Genomic DNA, 17,410 nt, shown 5'->3' with positions numbered 1-17,410 from the left:
ACTCGTCGAGAGTGTGAGGGCAGTTTCTTTGTGTGTACGGGTGGTCGGTTCACCACTTGGTCGGTGCGCCGCCGGTGTCGAAGTCACCCGCAGTCTTGCGAAGTTCAGTGAGGATCGTCACCAATTGCTCGAGCTTGTCCTGCTGGAGTCCGGGGTGAGCGAACACCTTGCTGTTGAGCATTTCGGTGGCTTCGAGGGCCAGCGCGCGACCCGCGTCGGAGATCTCGATGAGCGTCGCACGGCGATCGCTGGGATGCGGGACCCGCCTGACCAACTCCGCTTTCTCCAAACGGTCGACGGCATTGGTGACGCTGGTGGGGTGAACCTGGAGTCGGGCGCTCGCCTTGGCCATCGGGAGTGCGCCCGACCTGGTGAAGGTGAGAAGCGTCAGCAGTTCGTAGCGAGCGAAGGTCAACCCGAGCGGCTTGAGTACCTCTTCGACCCGCGCCATCATGATCTGCTGCGCACGCATCACCGACGTGACCGCAGCCATACCGTCGGCGACGTCGCTCCACCCGTGCTCCGTCCACTGACGATGCGCCTCTTCGATGGGGTCGAGGGGGAGCGGCGCGGGGGGAGACATAGGTTCGATCATCCCATGCTGCGAAGCGGTCGGGTGCCTTGTCTGATTGTGTGTCGCAGCCGCTTACGTCTGTAGAGTCCCACGGGTGATTTCAATCCTCGTAGCGGGTGGCGTCTCGTTGTTCGTCGCGCTCTTCCTGACTCCGTTTCTCATTCGTGTGCTTTCGCGGCAGGGGCTCGGGCACGAGATTCGGATCGAGGGTCCGCAGAGTCATCAGGGCAAGCGCGGCACCCCGTCGATGGGCGGCATCGCGATCATCGCCGGTATGTGGGCGGGCTACCTGGCGGCACACATCATCGGATTCGGCTCGCGGCTACCGCGGCTGTCTGCATCCGGTTGGCTGGTTCTCGCGCTCGCCACGTCACTGGGAATCGTCGGCTTTCTCGACGACTTCATCAAGATCCGTAAGAAGCGCAATCTCGGGCTCAACAAGACAGCGAAGACCGTCGGTCAGCTGGCGAGTGCCATCATCTTCGGCATTTTGTTCCTGCAGTTCTCCAACAACAACGGAGTCACTCCCGGAAGCCAGTACCTGTCCCATGTTCGTGACATCTCGGTGTTCTCCATGGGTGCCATCGGCTTTGTGGTCTTCTTCTGCATTCTGGTGTTCGCCTGGTCCAACGCCGTCAATTTCACCGACGGCCTCGACGGTCTCGCGGCCGGTTCGATGGGCATGATCCTGGGGACCTACGTCGTCATCGCCGGTTGGCAGTACCGGAACTCGTGTGTCCTCGAGCCTGCCGCCGGTTGCTACGACGTTCGTGACCCTCTCGATCTAGCGATCGTCGCTGCCGCCGCAGGCGGGGCGTGCCTCGGCTTCCTCTGGTGGAATGCCGCCCCGGCTCAGATCTTCATGGGCGACACCGGCTCCTTGGCACTCGGCGGCCTGGTTGTCGGCCTGTCCGTCACGACGCACACCGAGCTGCTGATGGTCATCATCGGCGCCCTGTTCGTCGCTGAGATCCTGTCGGTGATCATCCAGGTTCTGGTCTTCCGATCGTCCGGTCGACGCGTATTCAAGATGGCCCCGATCCATCATCACTTCGAGTTACTCGGTTGGCCGGAAACCGTCGTGATCGCAAGATTCTGGATCTTCGTCGCGATCTCGTGCGTCCTGGGACTTGCCACCTTCTACAGCGAGTGGTTCTCCGCTGCCGGTTAGACCGATTCACTCTTTCGGGTCGTAGCCAGAAGAGCGATCAGACCGAGCGACACACACGCCGTCATCGTGACGGCCAGGGCTGTGCTCGTGTTTCCCAGTAGACCGACTGCCGGCGCGATGGCCGCACCGACGCCGAACTGGAATGCACCGAGCATTGCCGCGGCAGTACCGGCCGCTTCGCCGTGACGAGCGAGGGCCAGTGCCGGGGCGTTGGGCAGAACGAACCCGATGGCGCCGGCCATGACCCACAGTGCGATCACGAATCCGGCGAGTCCGCCGAGTTCCAGGACCGCGACAGCAATGACGACGGCCCCGGAGACAACCGCAGCCGCGAGGGCCCACTTGGTGATCTGCTGAGGAGTCCACCGGTCGAGCAGTCGGACGTTTACCTGCGAAGCGCCGATCAACGCAATCGCGCCCGCACTGAAGAGCAGTGCGAACTCCTGCTGGTTGAGGCCGTACTGATCCTGATAGACGAACGACGCGCCCGAGACATACGCGAACAACGACGCCATGCCGACGCTGGAGACGAGCGTCAGGACCATGAACGTGCGGTCGCCGAGCAGCGAACCGTAGGTGCGGAGAACCGACGTCAATCCGCTCGGGCGACGCTTTTCCTTCGGCAATGTTTCGGACAGTCCGAACGCACCGATCATCGCCGTGCCGACGCCGATCAGTGCCAGGACGACGAAGATCCCGCGCCAGTCGAGGGCGACGAGGAGGGCGCCACCGATGCTGGGCGCCAGGATCGGCGCAACGCCGAGCACGAGCATCAGCCGGCTCATCACAACGGCAACGGTGTTACCGCTGTAGAGGTCGCGGACGATCGCCATGGTGACCACTGCCGCGGCCGCCGCGCCCATGCCCTGGAAAACCCGCAGGATGCCGAGGACAGCGATGCTCGGTGCGAAGACCGCCAGCAGCGAAGCCAGGATATGGACGCCGATTCCGGCAAGCAGCGGCTTTTTGCGGCCGAGAGTGTCCGAGAGCGGCCCGACCAACAGCTGGCCGAGTGCGAGGCCGATGAGAGTTCCGGTGATGGTCAGCTGAACCGTTGACGACGAGACCCCGAGATCGGCACCGATATCCGGCAGCGCGGGCAGGTACATGTCGATGGTGAAGGGCCCGAGTGCAGTCATGGAACCGAGGGCAAGAATCTTCCCGACGCTCGGCTTACGGTCGATACTGCTCGTTTCCAGCGGGGCTGCCTTCACGGGCGGGGCTGCCTTCACAAGCGGGGCGATGGCGGTGTTCTCGGCACTCATGAAACCTTCTGGGTTGTCTGGGTCTGGCGAACTGCTCGGTCGTTCGGTCGAATTTCGGGCCGCAATCGAATGACCTGCGCCCACCGAGGGAGTCAGCATCGAGACTGACCGATTTGTTCCCGAAAGGCCCGCACTTTTCCCAGAGACTGGAACGCTTGGCGAGAATGCACTCGAATCATGCTGAGCGGAACTGTGGTTCGAGATCGTCACTCAGGGCAGAGTTACTCACTGACGCGGGTGTGGCTGAGTGGCTAGGCACCGGCCTGCAAAGCCGTTCACACGGGTTCGAGTCCCGTCATCCGCTCGTGTCGGAGACCGGCAGGCATATCGCCTGCCGGTCTCTCTTGTGTGGTCCCGGTTCGCGGGGTCGGCTGCGATAGTCTGGGCTGCCGGAGCGAGCGGACCACATGAGTGAGGCACTGAATTGATTTCGGGACAGGACCTGCGATCGCGGCGCTTGCACGTGGGGATCAGTCAGTTCCAGTTCGCCCGCCAGGCGGGAGTCTCGTCAGCAGTCGTCTCCGCGTGGGAACTCGACAAGGCATATCCGAAGCCACCGGTTGAGCGAGCAGTCCTCACGGCCCTCTCCGCGTTGGAAGCAGCCAAGCGTGAGGGCACGTACGCGGCCCCCCGGAAGCGATCGAGCGGTAGTACCCGTGCGCGTCGAGCGACACCGGTCAACGACCCCGCCTCGGTGGCCAGGCGTGCGGTCGCGGGGGCAGGAAACGGTGGCCCCACCGTATTGACGGCGTTCTCCGGTTGTGGCGGTATGGCCGAAGGCTTTCGGATGGCGGGGTTTTCGGTGGAGGGATACATCGAAGTCGTGCCGGAGGCGCGCGCGACCTTCGATCGGAACTTCCCCGGCGCGCGGTGCCTCGGTGAGGACATCCGGGCCATCGACGAAGCCCGGGTGAAAGATCTTCTGGCACAGGTGGACATCGATGTGTTGGCCGGGGGGCCGCCGTGTCAGGGTTTCAGTCTCGCCGGCCGGCGAGACCGCGACGATCCGCGTAACCATCTCTTCCGGAACCTACTCGAGCTCGCCGATCTGGTGAGGCCGAAGGTCGTGGTGATGGAAAATGTTCGGCTGCTGCTGAGCATGAAAGACCCGGACGGTGGGATGGTCGTCGACCGGATTCTCGGCGAGATGGCTGCATGCGGTTACGACGCGTCGGTCAACACGGTCAATGCGCAGGATTACGGCGTCCCGCAGTTCCGGGAACGAGTGTTCATCGTGGCGACCCGCCGCGACAGTGGTATCGGGCCGCTGCGTTTTCCGCCGAAGACTCACGGCGTGAATGGTGTTGCGCCGCTTAGGACTTTTCGCGATGCCACCGTCGACCTGGCCCCGCTGGAATCCGGGCAGGCTTGCGAGACGGACCCGCTGCACTGGGCCGTCGAGCATCCCGAGCACGTCTTGCGGTGGCTGCGTGATGTACCGGAAGGAATGTCGGCGCACGACAACGAAGATCCGGCCATGCGACCGTCGTCCGGGTACAACACGACGTACAAGCGCCTGCGGTGGGACGAGCCGGCGTCCACGGTCGGAACCACTTTCGGGATGATCTCGGCTTCACGCAACGTGCATCCGAAACACACGCGATCGTTGACCGTTCGAGAAGCTGCTCGCCTCCAGACCTTTCCCGACGACTACGTCTTCGAGGGCAAGTGGGGAGCGGTGCGCACGATGATCGGCAATGCGGTGCCGCCGCAGCTGGCGTCGGTACTGGCAGGAGAGATCAAGAAGGCACTCGGCTGAGATAGAGCACCTACGGAAAATGGGGCCGACGATGTCGGCCCCATTTCGAGTTACGCCCTGGCGGGGGTGTGGTGCAAGCGAATCAGCTGAGGTTGAGCTTGGCGATCAACGGCTGGACGACCTTGATGATGTCGATGACGGCGCTGAGGGTGTTGATGGAACCCATGTTTCGGTCCTCCGTGTCGTATGTACAGGTTTGTATGTACAAGGTTGTGTCTGCGTGGTGTTTCTGTACGACCTTGTGTCGCAGACACAAGTTAGCAAACTGGACGCTTGTTTGGGTCGAAATGACCGCTTTGCGCTGAAGTTGCTGAAAAGTTCACGGATTGTTCAGGAACGTAAACAAAAACAGGCCGGACTCCCCGAAGTCCGGCCTGTCGATGACGCTTTGCGATCAGCTGAATGCCGAAAGTGCGCTGATGAGGCCGATGCCCGCAACTGCGACCTTGAGGACACTCAAGACGTCTTCGAGCTTGACACCCTCGGGCAATACGTTTTCGACAGACTCCATGTTGGATCCTTCATGTGTTGGGGTCGTGGTCCAGTGCCACTGCAAGCAAGATACCCAATCGTGACCACCTGTGAAACCCCGGCACGAAGATCACAGTTGTGTTGCGCCGGACTCACTGGCCGTCGCGACAACGGTGGCTGCCACTATTTGCTCCACGCTGATGCCCGCTGCCGGTAGGCAGTGGTAGAAGATTCGTTCGCAGAGGTCGACCATTTCGCCTCGCTCGAGCGTCGGCTCGTCGATCCAGTTGACGACGATTTCCTCCATGAATGCCTGCCACCCGGCGATTGTCGCCTCCACGGTCGCGTTCGATTCGATGCCTAGATTCGTCAGCGCAGCGACGATCCACGTGGTGAAAGTGCGGCGCATGCCTCGGTAGATCGTGCGCATTCGAACGTCGCCACTGCCGGCCATACGCATCACGGCGAGATAAATGGTGGGGTGCTCGATAACGGCGTCGACGAATGTCTCGATACCTGAGCGCAGCTGGGACGTGATGGGTAGCTCGGGATCCGGTCGCATTCGATCTTCGAGATCGGCCGAGGCGGCCTCGAGGATGGCGTTCTGGAAACCCTTCTTGTTCTTGAAGTAGTGGAACAGCAGTGGCGGCGAGACACCGGCCTCGGCTGCGACGCGATCCATCGACAGTTGGTCGAAAGGCTCGGTCCGCAGCATCTGTACTGCCACCTCGAGGATTTGCCTCTGACGGTCTTCGGGGGAGCGGGGGACTGCAGCCATTCCGTCATCTTATGTATTGGTTCGGAAGGTTCATTGACTTTTACTCAACGCTGTCTATAACGTGAGGTAACACATACGTGAGGCGAGGAGTCCGACAGTGTCTGCTTTCGACATCGTGGTCAACGACGGGTTGTGGTTCGACGGGACGGGGGCTCCAGGTCTGCGTCGTAATCTCGGAATTCGAGACGGCGTGGTCGCGGAGGTGTCCACGACGCGCCTCGAGATCGGGCCGGACACAGAAGTGATCGACGCGGCCGGCAAATGGGTTCTCCCCGGCTTTGTCGACGTCCACACGCACTACGACGCCGAAGCCTTGGTCAGTCCAGGGCTTCCGGAATCGGTTCGCCACGGCGTCACGACGGTCGTGCTCGGCAATTGCTCGCTGTCGACGGTGTATTCGACGCCGCGCGAGATCGCGGATCTGTTCAGCCGGGTCGAAGCAGTTCCCCACGACGCGGTGCTGCGCATCCTCGAAGCGAACAAGACCTGGACCGGTCCCGCGGCGTACACCGCCGCCCTCGAAGCCCTTCCCCTCGGACCCAATGTCGCGGCCTTCATCGGTCATTCCGATATCCGCACGCACGTACTCGGACTGGGGCGCGGTACCGACAAGAAGGTCAAGCCGACTCGCTCGGAACTCGGCCGGATGGGCTCGATGCTCGAGGACGCCATCGACGCTGGGATGCTGGGCCTGTCGTCGATGACCAATGCCCTCGACAAGATCGACGGCGACGAATATCGTTCTCGCTCTTTGCCGTCGACGTATGCACGGTGGAAAGAGTTCCGATTCCTCAATCGCATCCTTCGTGATCGCGGAAAGATCTTGCAGAGCGCTCCGACCATCAACCTGCATCCGAACGTCGCGGCGTTCTTCGCCGAAAGCTCGGCGATCGGGCGCAAGAAGCCGCTCAAGACGTCGCTGCTCTCCGGTGCGGATTCGAAGGCCTACCCGGTGATCGTGTACTTCATGCTCGCTGCGGCCCCACTGCTCAATCGCTTCGCGAAGACCGATTTCAAGTGGCAGCACCTTCCGGTTCCCTTCACCGTCTACGCGGATGGAATCGACCTGGTCGTGTTCGAGGAGTTCGGTGCCGGCGCCGCCGCTTTGCACCTCAAGGACCAGGTGGAGCGCAACGAACTGCTCCAGGACGAGTCGTATCGTCGCGCATTCCGTAAGGACTACGACAACAAGTTCTCACCCCGCATCTGGCATCGCAATTTCTACGATGCGGTCATCGTGGGATGCCCGGACGAGACGTTGATCGGCAAGAACTTCGGTCAGGTCGGTGACATCCGCGGAGTGCACCCGGTGGACGCGTACCTCGACCTGGTGGTGAAGTACGGGCGAGATCTTCGCTGGCGCACCACCATTGCCAATCACCGGCCCAAGTTCGCGAAGAAACTCGCCGCGAGTTCCGGTGTGCAGATGGGCTTCGGCGATGCCGGCGCGCATCTGCGCAACATGGCGTTCTACAACTACCCGGTTCGACTCCTCAAGCGCGTCAAGGACGCTCAGAGTGACCGCAAGCCGTTCCTCACCATCGAACGCGCAATCCACCGCCTGACCGGCGAACTGGCGGACTGGTACGGCATCGACGCCGGGCATCTACGCCAGGGTGACCGCGCGGACTTCGTTGTCATCGACCCGGCCGGGCTCGACGAGTCGGTGGACGGGTTGTTCGAGGCAAAGGTTCCCGAGTACGGCGGGATCAGCCGGATGGTCAACCGCAGCGACGACGCAGCGGTCGCTACGGTGATCAACGGCCGACTCGTCTACCGCGACGGTGAATTCGCCCCCGGATTCGGAATCGAAAAGACAGGTCAGTTCCTGCGTGCCGGTGAAAAGGCTCCGGTTACCAGGGCCGCGAAGACTAGCGTGGCGCTATGATTACACCGGCGGATCGCCTCACCTCGTACTCCCGGTCCGGGCTGACCTTCGACGTACGCGACGAAGGTCCGGCAGACGGTCCGGTGGTGGTCCTCCTGCACGGTTTTCCGCAGGATTCGAGCTCGTGGGATCAGCTCGCACCGCTGCTGCACACCCGCGGCTTCCGCACGGTGGCGCCGGATCAGCGAGGGTACTCACCCGGCGCCAGGCCGAAAGCGCGCTGGGCATACCGCGGGTCCGAACTCGCCGCTGACACTGTCGCACTGATCGACGCGCTCGCGGTGGGCAAAGTGCACCTGGTCGGCCACGACTGGGGTGCCGCAGTCGCATGGCAGGTCGCTGCCGAGCGGCCCGATTTGCTCAACACCGTTACCGCGGTGTCGGTTCCGCATCCACTGGCGTTCGTCAAGGCGATGGTGACCAGCACGCAGGGACTGAAATCGTGGTACATGGGGGCGTTCCAATTGCCGTTCGTTCCCGAGAAGGTTCTGTCCTCCACCTCGGCGGGTGAGAAGTTCCTGATCTCGAGCGGGCAGACGCCGGAGAACGCACGGCGCGATCTGAATGCCATGCTGGCTCCCGGCCGCCTGCGCGGTGGTCTGAACTGGTATCGCGCGATGTGGATGACCAAGCCGAACCCCGCAACTGCCAGGGTCACCGTGCCGACCCTGCACGTCTGGAGCGATGGCGATGCTGCCATCGGGCCCAAGGGTTCTGCGCTCACCCCCGCGTTTGTCGACGGCCCGTACCGGTTCGAGGTTCTCAGCGGCGTGAGCCACTGGATTCCGGACGAAGCGCCGGTCGATTTGGACCGACTGCTGGGTGAGCATCTCAGCAGCTGACCGCGTTTTGATCACTGAAGCCCCGCCGATCGGCGGGGCTTCAGTTGTCAGCAAGGTCGTCGGCCAGCGGTGGTCAGCGAGTTCCGAATCGCTCTTCCACCTGCTCCTTCGTCAGACCGAACTCCTCGAGCGTGTACTTGTGCGAAGGTTTGCGAGCACCCGAGCGGCTTTCCTCGTGCATGGCCTCCATCGACTGCTGCGCAGTAGATGTCAACGGGATGTCGAAGTGCGTGTAGATGTTCTCGACGGTTCCCAGCGGATCGGTGACGAAGTCCTGATAGTCGACGTCGATGAACTGTGCGGGATTGTGGTGTGCGCGTGCACTGTCGAACTGCTCGAGCCCCCTGGCCCACAATTCGAGCTGACTTTCGCCGATCACCTTGTCGGTGAACGTGTTCGACCAACCCTCTGTCGCCTGGGCGGCCAGGCTGCACACCGACGGAATGATCGTCGTAGGGGAGCGGTGAGTCTGAATGACGAGAGCGTCGGGGTACGCCTCCATCAATTCGTCGAGCGCGAACAGGTGGCTCGGGTTCTTGAGGACCCACCGTCGATCCTGATCGGGCAGACCGATCAGCTGCAGGTTCTTCTTGTGTCGTGCATAGGCGTTCGACCACTCCTGGTCCTTCAGCCATGCGGAGTACGTGGGTAGATTCGCCAGGCACTCGTACGACACGGACTTGAACGTCTGACGCAAGAGTTGCCAACATTCTTCGACTTCGCTGGCCGACATGTAGTGCACGCCCATGAATTCGGGATGCTCGACGTGGTGTTGACCGAATGTCTCCTCGATCTTGGCGAAGACCGGGTTCGATTCCCACGTATCGCGAGGCGGGCGAGGCTGAGGGAACTCGGTCAGCCACATCTCGAGGCCCTGGTGAGCCGGGTCGACCGTGAGGAGGCGGTGTAAGGCAGTGGTGCCCGTCCGTGGCAATCCGGTGACGAAGATCGGCCGCTCGATCTTGACGTCGGCGTGTTCCGGATGCTCCTTCCACGCCGATTCGCTGAGCAGACGGGCCACCAGGGCGCCGCGAAGGAATACCCGAGAGATCTTGCTGCCGAAGGGCGTCAGATCCTCGTCGCGGTCGTAAGACTCGAGGAGGACCGACAGAGCTTCGGTGTAATCGTCGACGCCGAAGTCCGTCAGTCCGGTCATCCGTGTCGCCGAGGCGTGGAGATCCTCGACGGTGCCGACGTGAGTGCGTTCAGTCATGGTGCTCCTAGTGATGGAATTCGCCGCAGTTGACGTCGATGCATTGGCCGGTGATCGCGCTGGCCATCGGGGACGCCAGGAAGATCGCCGCATCGGATACTTCATCCGTCGTCGGCAGGCGCTTGAGGTCGGTGTTCGACGCAGTGTGCTCGTAGATCTGCTCGACAGTCATGCCGAACTTCTCCGCCTGGTGCGCGAAGTATCCCTTGAGGGTGTCGCCCCAGATATAGCCGGGTGCAATCGAATTGACACGAATTCCCTGCGGGCCGAGTTCGGTGGCCAGGGACTGCGACATGGCGAGCAGGGCCGACTTCGCCATCTTGTAGCTGCCGTAACGCTCTTGCGAATGCCGCAACACCATCGAATTGATATTCACCACGGAGCCGTCCGACTCGCCAAGTGCCGGCGTGAACAGCTGAGTCAGGCGCAACGCACCCAGTACGGTCAGTTCGATGCTGTCGCGGATGTGCTGGTAATCGGTGCGAGCCAACGGTTTCATCGACGGAATCGAGAATGCATTGTTGATCAGAGTGTCCACTTTGCCGTAGGCGGCAATGGACTCGGCCACCAGATTCTCGGCGGAAGCCTGGTCGGTGATGTCGGTGGCAACGGTGACGGCGCGCCCACCGGCATCGACTATTTCCTTCGCAACGTCGTCGAGTCGCGATTGCGTACGTGCTGCGAGAACAAGACTCGCGCCGGCCGACGCACATCGAAGGGCCAGAGCGCGGCCGAGTGCCGGGCCGACTCCGGAGATGACTACTACACGGTCTTCGAGCAAGGCGGTCATGATTACCCCAGCATTCGGTTGTCGATGGCGGCCTGGCGCTGGGCAATGCGTGCTGCCCAGTCCTCGGCGGTGATGGCGTTGGTGTCGAAATGCGGCAGGTGCTTCGCAATATCTGCGACGGCGACGATTTCGACGGTGGGACCGTCCTGCGGCGTCAGCTCGCGGGACACGCGCTGCCAACGGAACTGCAGAATGCCGCGCGGATGTCCGACGGTTTCGATCCAGTTGGTGACACCGGGGTTCTTCTCGCTGACCACCATTCGAACCATCCCGTCCGGATCGACCTGTGCCTGGCCGTTGTTGAGGGAGGTCTGATGATTGACGTAGTCCAGTGAGATGTACCAGAGGCTCCCCAGTTGGAAGCCGAGATACGGTGCGTCGGAGGCGGGAACGGTGATGATCATCGCCTGCTCGTCGGTGAGTTCGTAATGTCCCACCGACGAGTACTGCGTTGCCAGCCCGCCCGGTGTCAGGCGTGGTTCGGTCATGGTGTTGACCGTGAGCTTGAGGTAGAACCACTCCGGGAACTGGAGCCACGTCTTGACCCGCGTGACCAGTGCCTTCCCAGCCCGGGCGTAACGCTTCTCGGTCTCTTCGGCGGTGAGAGGTGGCGGCGCGATCCCGATCGAATCGGTGCGCTCGATGCGGATCACACCGCGCTGCTGACTCCAGTCGCTGTAGACCTCGCGAACGACCAGCTGCGAGGATCCGGGCGCCAGGGTGTAGTAGTTGGCTCGGCCGTCGGCAGGGCCGGGGCCGAACCAAGCGACGAAGTTACCGTCGTCGTCTATCTCCAGCTCGCGGTCGTCGAAGGCGATTTCGCTGCCGGGAACGTTCGAGTTGGTGTAGTTCCCACTCAACACCTGGAAGCTGAGATCGGCTGTGGTGCCGCGCTTTCCGGTGACCTTGTATTCCTTGTCGTCGTTGATACGGGCGCCGAAGTACAGAGTGTCGGGGTTGTCGAGGCCCATCTTGGTGAATGGTCCGGTGCCCTGGATGAAACTCGGATGGGTCTTTTCGCCGGCCCAGGCGGCATGCGTCGTCGCAATGATTCCGCCGGCCAGATATTGGTATCCCTCCAGTAGATCCTGTTCGGATCTGATGTGCGGCGCAGTCTCGATCAATTTCTCGGCTTCGGCGATCGCCTCGGCAAACGGGTCCGTCAGCACGCTGGCTCCTCACAGTTCCGACTATGTCGCCGGTCCAGAGCGTCGTGGTACAAATATGTACCTATTTGGTAGATGTTGGGTATTTCGACAATAGAACGCGTTCTAGGGAGTGGTCAATGGGTGGACCGGAGAAGGCGCCTGAAGCAGCACGCTCGAGGGGGAGGCAATCGCCTCCCACCGAACGGGTGGTTCAGGTGCTCGACTACCTCGTCGGCCGCCCTGATCAGCGGTTCGGGCTATCGGAACTGGCCCGCGCGCTCGAGATCAGCAAGCCCACCTGCTTGGGAATCCTCACGGCGCTGGCTGATCGTGGATACCTGACTCGGGACGAGGTGTCGAAGACCTATGGGCTCGGTCCGGCCTTGATCGCGGCCGGACGTGCAGCTCAGCGGGGATTTGCCGTCGGACCCATTGCCCGCACCCATCTGGAGAAAGTGAGCACGGAGTTCGGGACGACGTGCACGGCGTCCGGTGTGATCGGTGATCAGATCAGCGTTCTCGAAGTGACCGGACCGATCGGCGCGCGTCGCGCCGCCAAGGTCGGTCAGGTGTACCCGTTCGCTCCACCGGTCGGACTGATGTACGTCCTCTGGGGTTCGGATCACGACATGGACAGTTGGCTGAGCAAAGAGCCGAGCCTGCCGGTGCGCTTGGATCGCGAGCGTCTGTGGAACGTGGTCCGCGAGTGTCGGGCTGCGGGGTATCTGGTCGAGAGTCTGGATCCCGTCGGGCAGCGACTGCACACGCTGATGGCGGGCGTTGCGACGCACGATCTTCCGCCGGAGGTGCGTGAACTGCTCGGTGAGATGGTGTCGAGCCTGGGCGAGAGGGTGTATCTCGGGCGCGACATCAGCTCTGACGACGAGCATCCCGTCAGTCTCATCGCGGCCCCGACCTACGACGCCGAGGGGCATCAGGCCCTTGTGCTGACACTTTATGTGGGTGGGGCGATCATGGGCGCCGAGATCGAGCGCCGCGCCGCGGTGCTGGTTGCGGCGGCGGATGCGGTGACGGCGGAAGTTGGTGGCAGGAGTCCGGTTCGCGGTCTGTGACGTCTTATTGCCGGTCATTGACCTTTGGGTAGAACGAGTTCTATTCTGTGATTGCGTTCAATTTAGAACCAGTCCGGTACATAAATGTACCGATGCGGAAATGGTGTTCCGCACGGAGTACGTGATGCTCAGGAGCGAAAGACATGGCAACACTCCAGACCCCGCTCGCCTACGAGTTGTCGCATCTGCGAGCACTCGAAGCGGAGGCGGTCCATATTTTCCGCGAAGTCGCAGCGACTTTCGAAAAGCCGGTCCTCCTGTTCTCCGGAGGTAAGGATTCCGTCGTGATGCTGCACGTAGCGGCCAAGGCATTCTGGCCTGCCCCACTGCCGTTCGCTGTGATGCACGTCGACACCGGTCACAATTTCGACGAGGTGATCGAATTCCGCGACCAGACGGTCGATCGCTTCAACCTGCGTCTTGTCGTCTCCAGCGTGCAGGACGACATCGACGCCGGACGCGTCATCGAGGACACCGGAGTCGGTTCCAGTCGCAATCGCCTGCAGACGCACGCGTTGCTGCGCGGAATTCGCGACAACAAGTTCGACGCCGTATTCGGTGGTGCTCGCCGAGACGAGGAGAAGGCGCGCGCCAAAGAGAGGGTGTTCAGCTTCCGGGACGAATTCGGGCAGTGGGATCCGAAGGTGCAGCGACCTGAACTGTGGAACCTGTACAACGGCAAACACTGTAAGGGCGAACATATTCGGATCTTCCCGCTCTCCAACTGGACAGAGCTCGACATCTGGCAGTACATCGAGAGCGAGCAGATCGACCTCCCCGGCATCTACTACGCCCATCGTCGCGAGGTGGTTCCACGCGACGGAATGTTGTTGGCACGCACCCGTTTCCTCGAGCTTCGCGCCGGCGAAGAGTCCTACGAGGCGTTGGTGCGCTTCCGTACGGTCGGCGACGCAACGTGTACCGGATGTGTCGAATCGTCGGCCGAAACACCGGGCGCTGTCGTGGAAGAAGTTGCGGCGAGCCGTATCACGGAGCGTGGCGCAACCAGAGCTGATGACCGGATTTCCGAAGCTGGCATGGAAGATCGTAAGAAAGAGGGGTACTTCTGATGCCGCAACTGCTGAGAGTCGCTACAGCGGGCAGTGTCGACGACGGAAAATCGACACTCATCGGCCGGTTGCTCTACGACTCCAAGTCGATCTTCGAGGACCAACTCGAGGCCGTGGAACGGAGCAGCCGAGAACGCGGCGACGAGTACGCCAACCTCGCGCTACTGACCGACGGATTGCGCGCCGAGCGTGAACAGGGCATCACGATCGACGTGGCCCACCGGTATTTCGCGACCCCTCATCGGAAGTTCATCATCGCGGACACTCCCGGGCACGAGCAGTACACCCGCAACATGGTGACCGGCGCGTCGACGGCCGATCTTGCCCTGATCCTGGTGGATGCTCGCAAAGGGGTGCTCGAACAGACGCGGCGGCACGCCTTCTTGTCCACTCTCCTGGGGATACCCCACCTCGTGCTGTGTGTGAACAAAATGGACCTCGTGGGCTGGTCTCAGGAACGGTTCGAGGAGATCAAGGAAGAATTCCGACAGTTCGCGATCAAACTGGACGTCCACGACCTGACGTTCATTCCGGTCTCGGCGCTGTTGGGGGACAACATCGTTGCCCGGACCGAGAACATGTCCTGGTACGACGGGCCTTCTCTGCTGCACAATCTCGAGCAGGTGCACATCGCGTCGGATCGCAATTTGATCGACGCGCGTTTCCCGGTGCAGTACGTGATCCGTCCGCAGAAGCAGACCGACGCCGACCTCCACGATTTCCGTGGATACGCCGGAACGGTGGCCAGTGGCGTCTTCAAGCCCGGCGACGAAATCGTGGCTTTGCCTTCAGGATTCACCTCGACGGTGAAGGCAGTCCACGGGCCGGGCGGTGACGTGATCGACGAAGCGTTTGCGCCCTCGGCCGTATGCATCGAGCTGACCGACGATCTCGACGTCAGCCGCGGGGACCAATTGTGTCGGCTCAACAACCGGCCGCAGGTCGGGCAGGAAATCGATGCGATGGTCTGTTGGTTGACCGAACAGACAACTCTGTCGGAGAACAATCGCTACTCGTTGCTGCACACCACGCGCTCCACGAAAGCGCAGATCGTCAAGCTCGACTACCGGCTGGACGTCAATTCTCTGCACCGCGACGAGAAGGCAGAATCTTTGTCCCTCAACGAGATCGGCCGCATCTCGATCAAGACGCAGCAGCCGTTGATGTTCGATCCCTACCGCCGCAACCGCGTGACGGGCAGCTTCATTCTCGTGGACGAGACCACGGGCAATACCGTCGCCGCCGGAATGATCAACGGTCCGACACTCAAGGAATCGCGCGTCGTCTGGCACAGTTCGGAGGTTTCTCGCGAGGAACGTGCGACTGCCGGCGCCACCGTCTGGCTCACCGGTCTCTCGGCCTCGGGTAAGTCGACGATCGCGGTGGAACTCGAGCGGCGGTTGGTGGCCGCGGGTATCCCGGCGTACCGCCTCGACGGCGACAACCTCCGGCACGGATTGAACGCGGATCTGGGATTCAGTGCCGATGACCGCGCCGAGAACGTCCGCCGAGTCGGCTCGGTGGCGCAGTTGTTCGCTGATTCAGGTGCAGTGGCAGTGGCCTGCCTGATAAGCCCGTACCGCGAAGATCGTGATCGAGTGCGGGCGGCGCACGAGGCCGCCGGGCTGAAGTTCGTCGAGGTCTACGTCGACACCCCGATCGAGCAATGTGAAGCCCGAGACCCCAAGGGCATGTACGCCAAGGCCAGGGCCGGGGAAATCACGGGATTCACCGGAGTCGACGATCCCTACGAAGCTCCGACAAGTCCCGAGCTGGTGATCAGACCCGAAGACGGAACGCCTACCGAACTTGCGCTGCGAATTATGGAAGTGTTGGACCGGTGAGCGAATCCACACACAGCAGAATCGCCGACGAGGCACTCGCGGCGGAATTGGCGCAGGCCGCCGGTGCGATCCTCCTGGGGATCCGAGCCGAGGGTCTGGGTGTCGACGACGGTCGGGAACTGGGTCGCCGGGGCGACAAGGCCGCCGATTCCTACATCCTCGACCGGTTGGCTGCCGAGCGGCCGGGCGATGCCGTGCTCTCTGAGGAATCTGCCGACGATCGCAGTCGTCTGGATGCAGCTCGGGTCTGGATCATCGATCCGCTGGACGGCTCCAAGGAATACGGCTTGCCGAATCATGCGGATTGGGCAGTGCACGTGGCGCTTTGGGAGCGCGGTAGCGGAATTACCGCAGCCGCGGTTGCTCAGCCGGCGCTCGGAGCGGTGTACTCCAGTGGCGACGAGGCAGCTTCGGTTGTCGCCAACTCGCCGCTCCGCGTAGTAGTCAGCGGATCGCGACCACCCGCATTCACCGAAGCGGTGGCAGCCGAACTCGGCGCCGACGTGGTGCACATGGGATCGGCCGGCGCCAAGGCGATGGCGGTGGTGCGCGGCGAGGTCGACGCGTACCTGCACGCCGGTGGGCAGTGGGAATGGGATTCGGCTGCACCCGTCGGCGTCGCACAGGCGGCGGGACTGCATTGCAGCCGCATCGACGGTTCGCCGCTGCTCTACAACGAATCGCATCCGTACCTGCCGGATCTCGTGATCTGCCGACCGGAGTTGTCGGAGTCGATCCTGGGCGCAATTGCCAAGCACTCCACGGAGTCTGCGGTAAGCGGACGCGTCGCCATGGCGCGTGAATACGTGAACGCATTGCTCACTCATGACGCAACGAAGGTCCGCTTCGCCGCCGACGCCTGGCGGGTCGAGAACGGTCAGCGAACCGGTGACAGCGGAGCCTTCATCAGCAACGAGCTCGAACAAGGCCAGCAATATCGCGGAATCGTGGCGATACGTGAACTCGCGCTGCGTGAGTGGGGCGAGAGCGTCGTAGCCCGGTATCTGCTCGACCTCGGAACACCTGGCCAGGCACCGGCCGTCACAGTTTTCGTCACCGAGTACTTCGGGATACCGGCAGGCGAGATCGAAAGCATCCTGGCAATCATCGAACCCCACGAAGACGATTCGAAAGAGGCTGGAACACAATGACATCGGACAAACTGATCACCGATTTCTGTGCGCTGTGGGCAGACGCCGATGTTGCAAAGATCGTCGACTACTTCACCGATGACGTCGTTTATCACAACATCCCGATGGAGCCCGTGGTCGGTCGCGAGGCCGTCCGGGCGTTCATCGAGCAGTTTGTCGGTGCCTTCGGCAACATCGACTTTCAGATCAAGCGTCAGGTCGCGGACGGCAACACCGTCATGAACGAGCGCGTCGACGTTTTCACCATCAACGGCGCCGAGGTAGCGCTCCCGGTCATGGGGGTGTTCGAAGTCGAGGACGGAAAGATCAAAGCCTGGCGCGACTATTTCGACATGGCGCCGATCAATGCGGCAGCCGGCCAGGCCTGATCGGG

At 62.2% G+C, this 17,410-nt stretch carries 16 protein-coding genes and 1 tRNA gene; 10 read left to right on the top strand and 7 right to left on the bottom strand.

All coding sequences use genetic code 11. The features are described from left to right. Window positions 1-49 precede the first annotated feature (49 nt). Window positions 50-583 carry a MarR family winged helix-turn-helix transcriptional regulator gene (locus AC1Q61_RS27425; RefSeq protein ID WP_054825961.1) on the bottom strand — a complete coding sequence of 178 codons (534 nt, stop codon included), beginning with the start codon at window positions 581-583 and terminating at the stop codon, window positions 50-52. A gap of 85 nt (window positions 584-668) precedes the next feature. Here AC1Q61_RS27425 and mraY point away from each other — a divergent pair, with 85 nt between their 5' ends. After that, window positions 669-1,745, top strand: coding sequence for a phospho-N-acetylmuramoyl-pentapeptide-transferase (gene mraY, locus AC1Q61_RS27420; protein ID WP_003941316.1), 1,077 nt, complete (start codon window positions 669-671; stop codon window positions 1,743-1,745). Here mraY and AC1Q61_RS27415 read toward each other — a convergent pair. Then, window positions 1,742-3,010 carry a multidrug effflux MFS transporter gene (locus AC1Q61_RS27415; protein WP_065456348.1) on the bottom strand — a complete coding sequence of 423 codons (1,269 nt, stop codon included), beginning with the start codon at window positions 3,008-3,010 and terminating at the stop codon, window positions 1,742-1,744. The two genes, mraY and AC1Q61_RS27415, sit on opposite strands and share 4 nt — an antisense overlap. Window positions 3,011-3,243: 233 nt before the next feature. Between AC1Q61_RS27415 and AC1Q61_RS27410 the strand changes: the two genes are divergently transcribed. Together AC1Q61_RS27410 and dcm are read left to right on the top strand one after the other, a co-directional pair. Further along, window positions 3,244-3,314, top strand: a tRNA-Cys gene (locus AC1Q61_RS27410). Between the two features lie 159 nt (window positions 3,315-3,473). After that, window positions 3,474-4,769 carry a DNA (cytosine-5-)-methyltransferase gene (dcm, locus tag AC1Q61_RS27405; RefSeq protein ID WP_047270173.1) on the top strand — a complete coding sequence of 432 codons (1,296 nt, stop codon included), beginning with the start codon at window positions 3,474-3,476 and terminating at the stop codon, window positions 4,767-4,769. 82 nt (window positions 4,770-4,851) lie between these two features. Here the strand turns inward: dcm and AC1Q61_RS27400 are convergent, their stop codons facing one another. Both AC1Q61_RS27400 and AC1Q61_RS27395 read right to left on the bottom strand, forming a co-directional pair. Continuing rightward, window positions 4,852-4,977 (bottom strand): hypothetical protein, encoded by a 126-nt coding sequence (locus AC1Q61_RS27400; RefSeq protein ID WP_255246884.1) that lies wholly within the window; start codon window positions 4,975-4,977, stop codon window positions 4,852-4,854. 393 nt (window positions 4,978-5,370) lie between these two features. Further along, entirely contained in the window at window positions 5,371-6,018 is a 648-nt protein-coding gene (locus AC1Q61_RS27395; RefSeq protein ID WP_003941289.1) for a TetR/AcrR family transcriptional regulator, read from the bottom strand. Between the two features lie 97 nt (window positions 6,019-6,115). On the opposite strand from AC1Q61_RS27395, the gene AC1Q61_RS27390 reads away from it, so the two are divergent. Together AC1Q61_RS27390 and AC1Q61_RS27385 are read left to right on the top strand one after the other, a co-directional pair. Further along, window positions 6,116-7,906, top strand: coding sequence for an N-acyl-D-amino-acid deacylase family protein (locus AC1Q61_RS27390; protein WP_116056454.1), 1,791 nt, complete (start codon window positions 6,116-6,118; stop codon window positions 7,904-7,906). Then, window positions 7,903-8,748, top strand: coding sequence for an alpha/beta fold hydrolase (locus tag AC1Q61_RS27385; protein ID WP_003941305.1), 846 nt, complete (start codon window positions 7,903-7,905; stop codon window positions 8,746-8,748). The genes AC1Q61_RS27390 and AC1Q61_RS27385 overlap by 4 nt, the downstream gene beginning before the upstream one ends. A gap of 73 nt (window positions 8,749-8,821) precedes the next feature. Here AC1Q61_RS27385 and AC1Q61_RS27380 read toward each other — a convergent pair whose 3' ends face one another. From AC1Q61_RS27380 to AC1Q61_RS27370, 3 genes are read right to left on the bottom strand one after another with little or no spacing between them, the layout of a single operon-like run. Beyond that, window positions 8,822-9,961: a sulfotransferase family protein gene (locus AC1Q61_RS27380; RefSeq protein WP_020908307.1), complete on the bottom strand. Its 1,140-nt coding sequence runs from the start codon at window positions 9,959-9,961 to the stop codon at window positions 8,822-8,824. 7 nt (window positions 9,962-9,968) lie between these two features. Further along, the gene (locus tag AC1Q61_RS27375; RefSeq protein WP_054801046.1) at window positions 9,969-10,751 is read right to left on the bottom strand and encodes an SDR family oxidoreductase; all 783 of its coding nucleotides are present in this window, start codon (window positions 10,749-10,751) and stop codon (window positions 9,969-9,971) included. A 2-nt stretch (window positions 10,752-10,753) separates the two neighbouring features. Continuing rightward, entirely contained in the window at window positions 10,754-11,920 is a 1,167-nt protein-coding gene (locus tag AC1Q61_RS27370) for a hypothetical protein (RefSeq protein WP_064075259.1), read from the bottom strand. A gap of 116 nt (window positions 11,921-12,036) precedes the next feature. Here AC1Q61_RS27370 and AC1Q61_RS27365 point away from each other — a divergent pair, with 116 nt between their 5' ends. The 5 genes from AC1Q61_RS27365 to AC1Q61_RS27345 all read left to right on the top strand — a co-directional run bounded on the left by AC1Q61_RS27365 (window position 12,037) and on the right by AC1Q61_RS27345 (window position 17,405). Next, window positions 12,037-12,972 carry a helix-turn-helix domain-containing protein gene (locus AC1Q61_RS27365; RefSeq protein WP_492651278.1) on the top strand — a complete coding sequence of 312 codons (936 nt, stop codon included), beginning with the start codon at window positions 12,037-12,039 and terminating at the stop codon, window positions 12,970-12,972. A gap of 143 nt (window positions 12,973-13,115) precedes the next feature. Then, entirely contained in the window at window positions 13,116-14,042 is a 927-nt protein-coding gene (gene cysD, locus AC1Q61_RS27360) for a sulfate adenylyltransferase subunit CysD (protein ID WP_118604372.1), read from the top strand. After that, window positions 14,042-15,886: an adenylyl-sulfate kinase gene (gene cysC, locus AC1Q61_RS27355; RefSeq protein ID WP_118604369.1), complete on the top strand. Its 1,845-nt coding sequence runs from the start codon at window positions 14,042-14,044 to the stop codon at window positions 15,884-15,886. Before cysD ends, cysC begins: the two co-directional genes overlap by 1 nt. Continuing rightward, a complete protein-coding gene (locus tag AC1Q61_RS27350) occupies window positions 15,883-17,037 on the top strand; it encodes a 3'(2'),5'-bisphosphate nucleotidase CysQ (RefSeq protein WP_118604366.1) in 1,155 nt (384 codons plus the stop codon). Before cysC ends, AC1Q61_RS27350 begins: the two co-directional genes overlap by 4 nt. After that, a complete protein-coding gene (locus AC1Q61_RS27345; protein WP_007726173.1) occupies window positions 17,034-17,405 on the top strand; it encodes a nuclear transport factor 2 family protein in 372 nt (123 codons plus the stop codon). The genes AC1Q61_RS27350 and AC1Q61_RS27345 overlap by 4 nt, the downstream gene beginning before the upstream one ends. Window positions 17,406-17,410 lie beyond the last annotated feature (5 nt).

The organism is Rhodococcus sp. MPR-R1B (assembly GCF_058793255.1).
The sequence above is the reverse complement of the archived record's forward strand: the minus strand, read 5'-3'. Positions and strand labels throughout refer to the sequence as shown.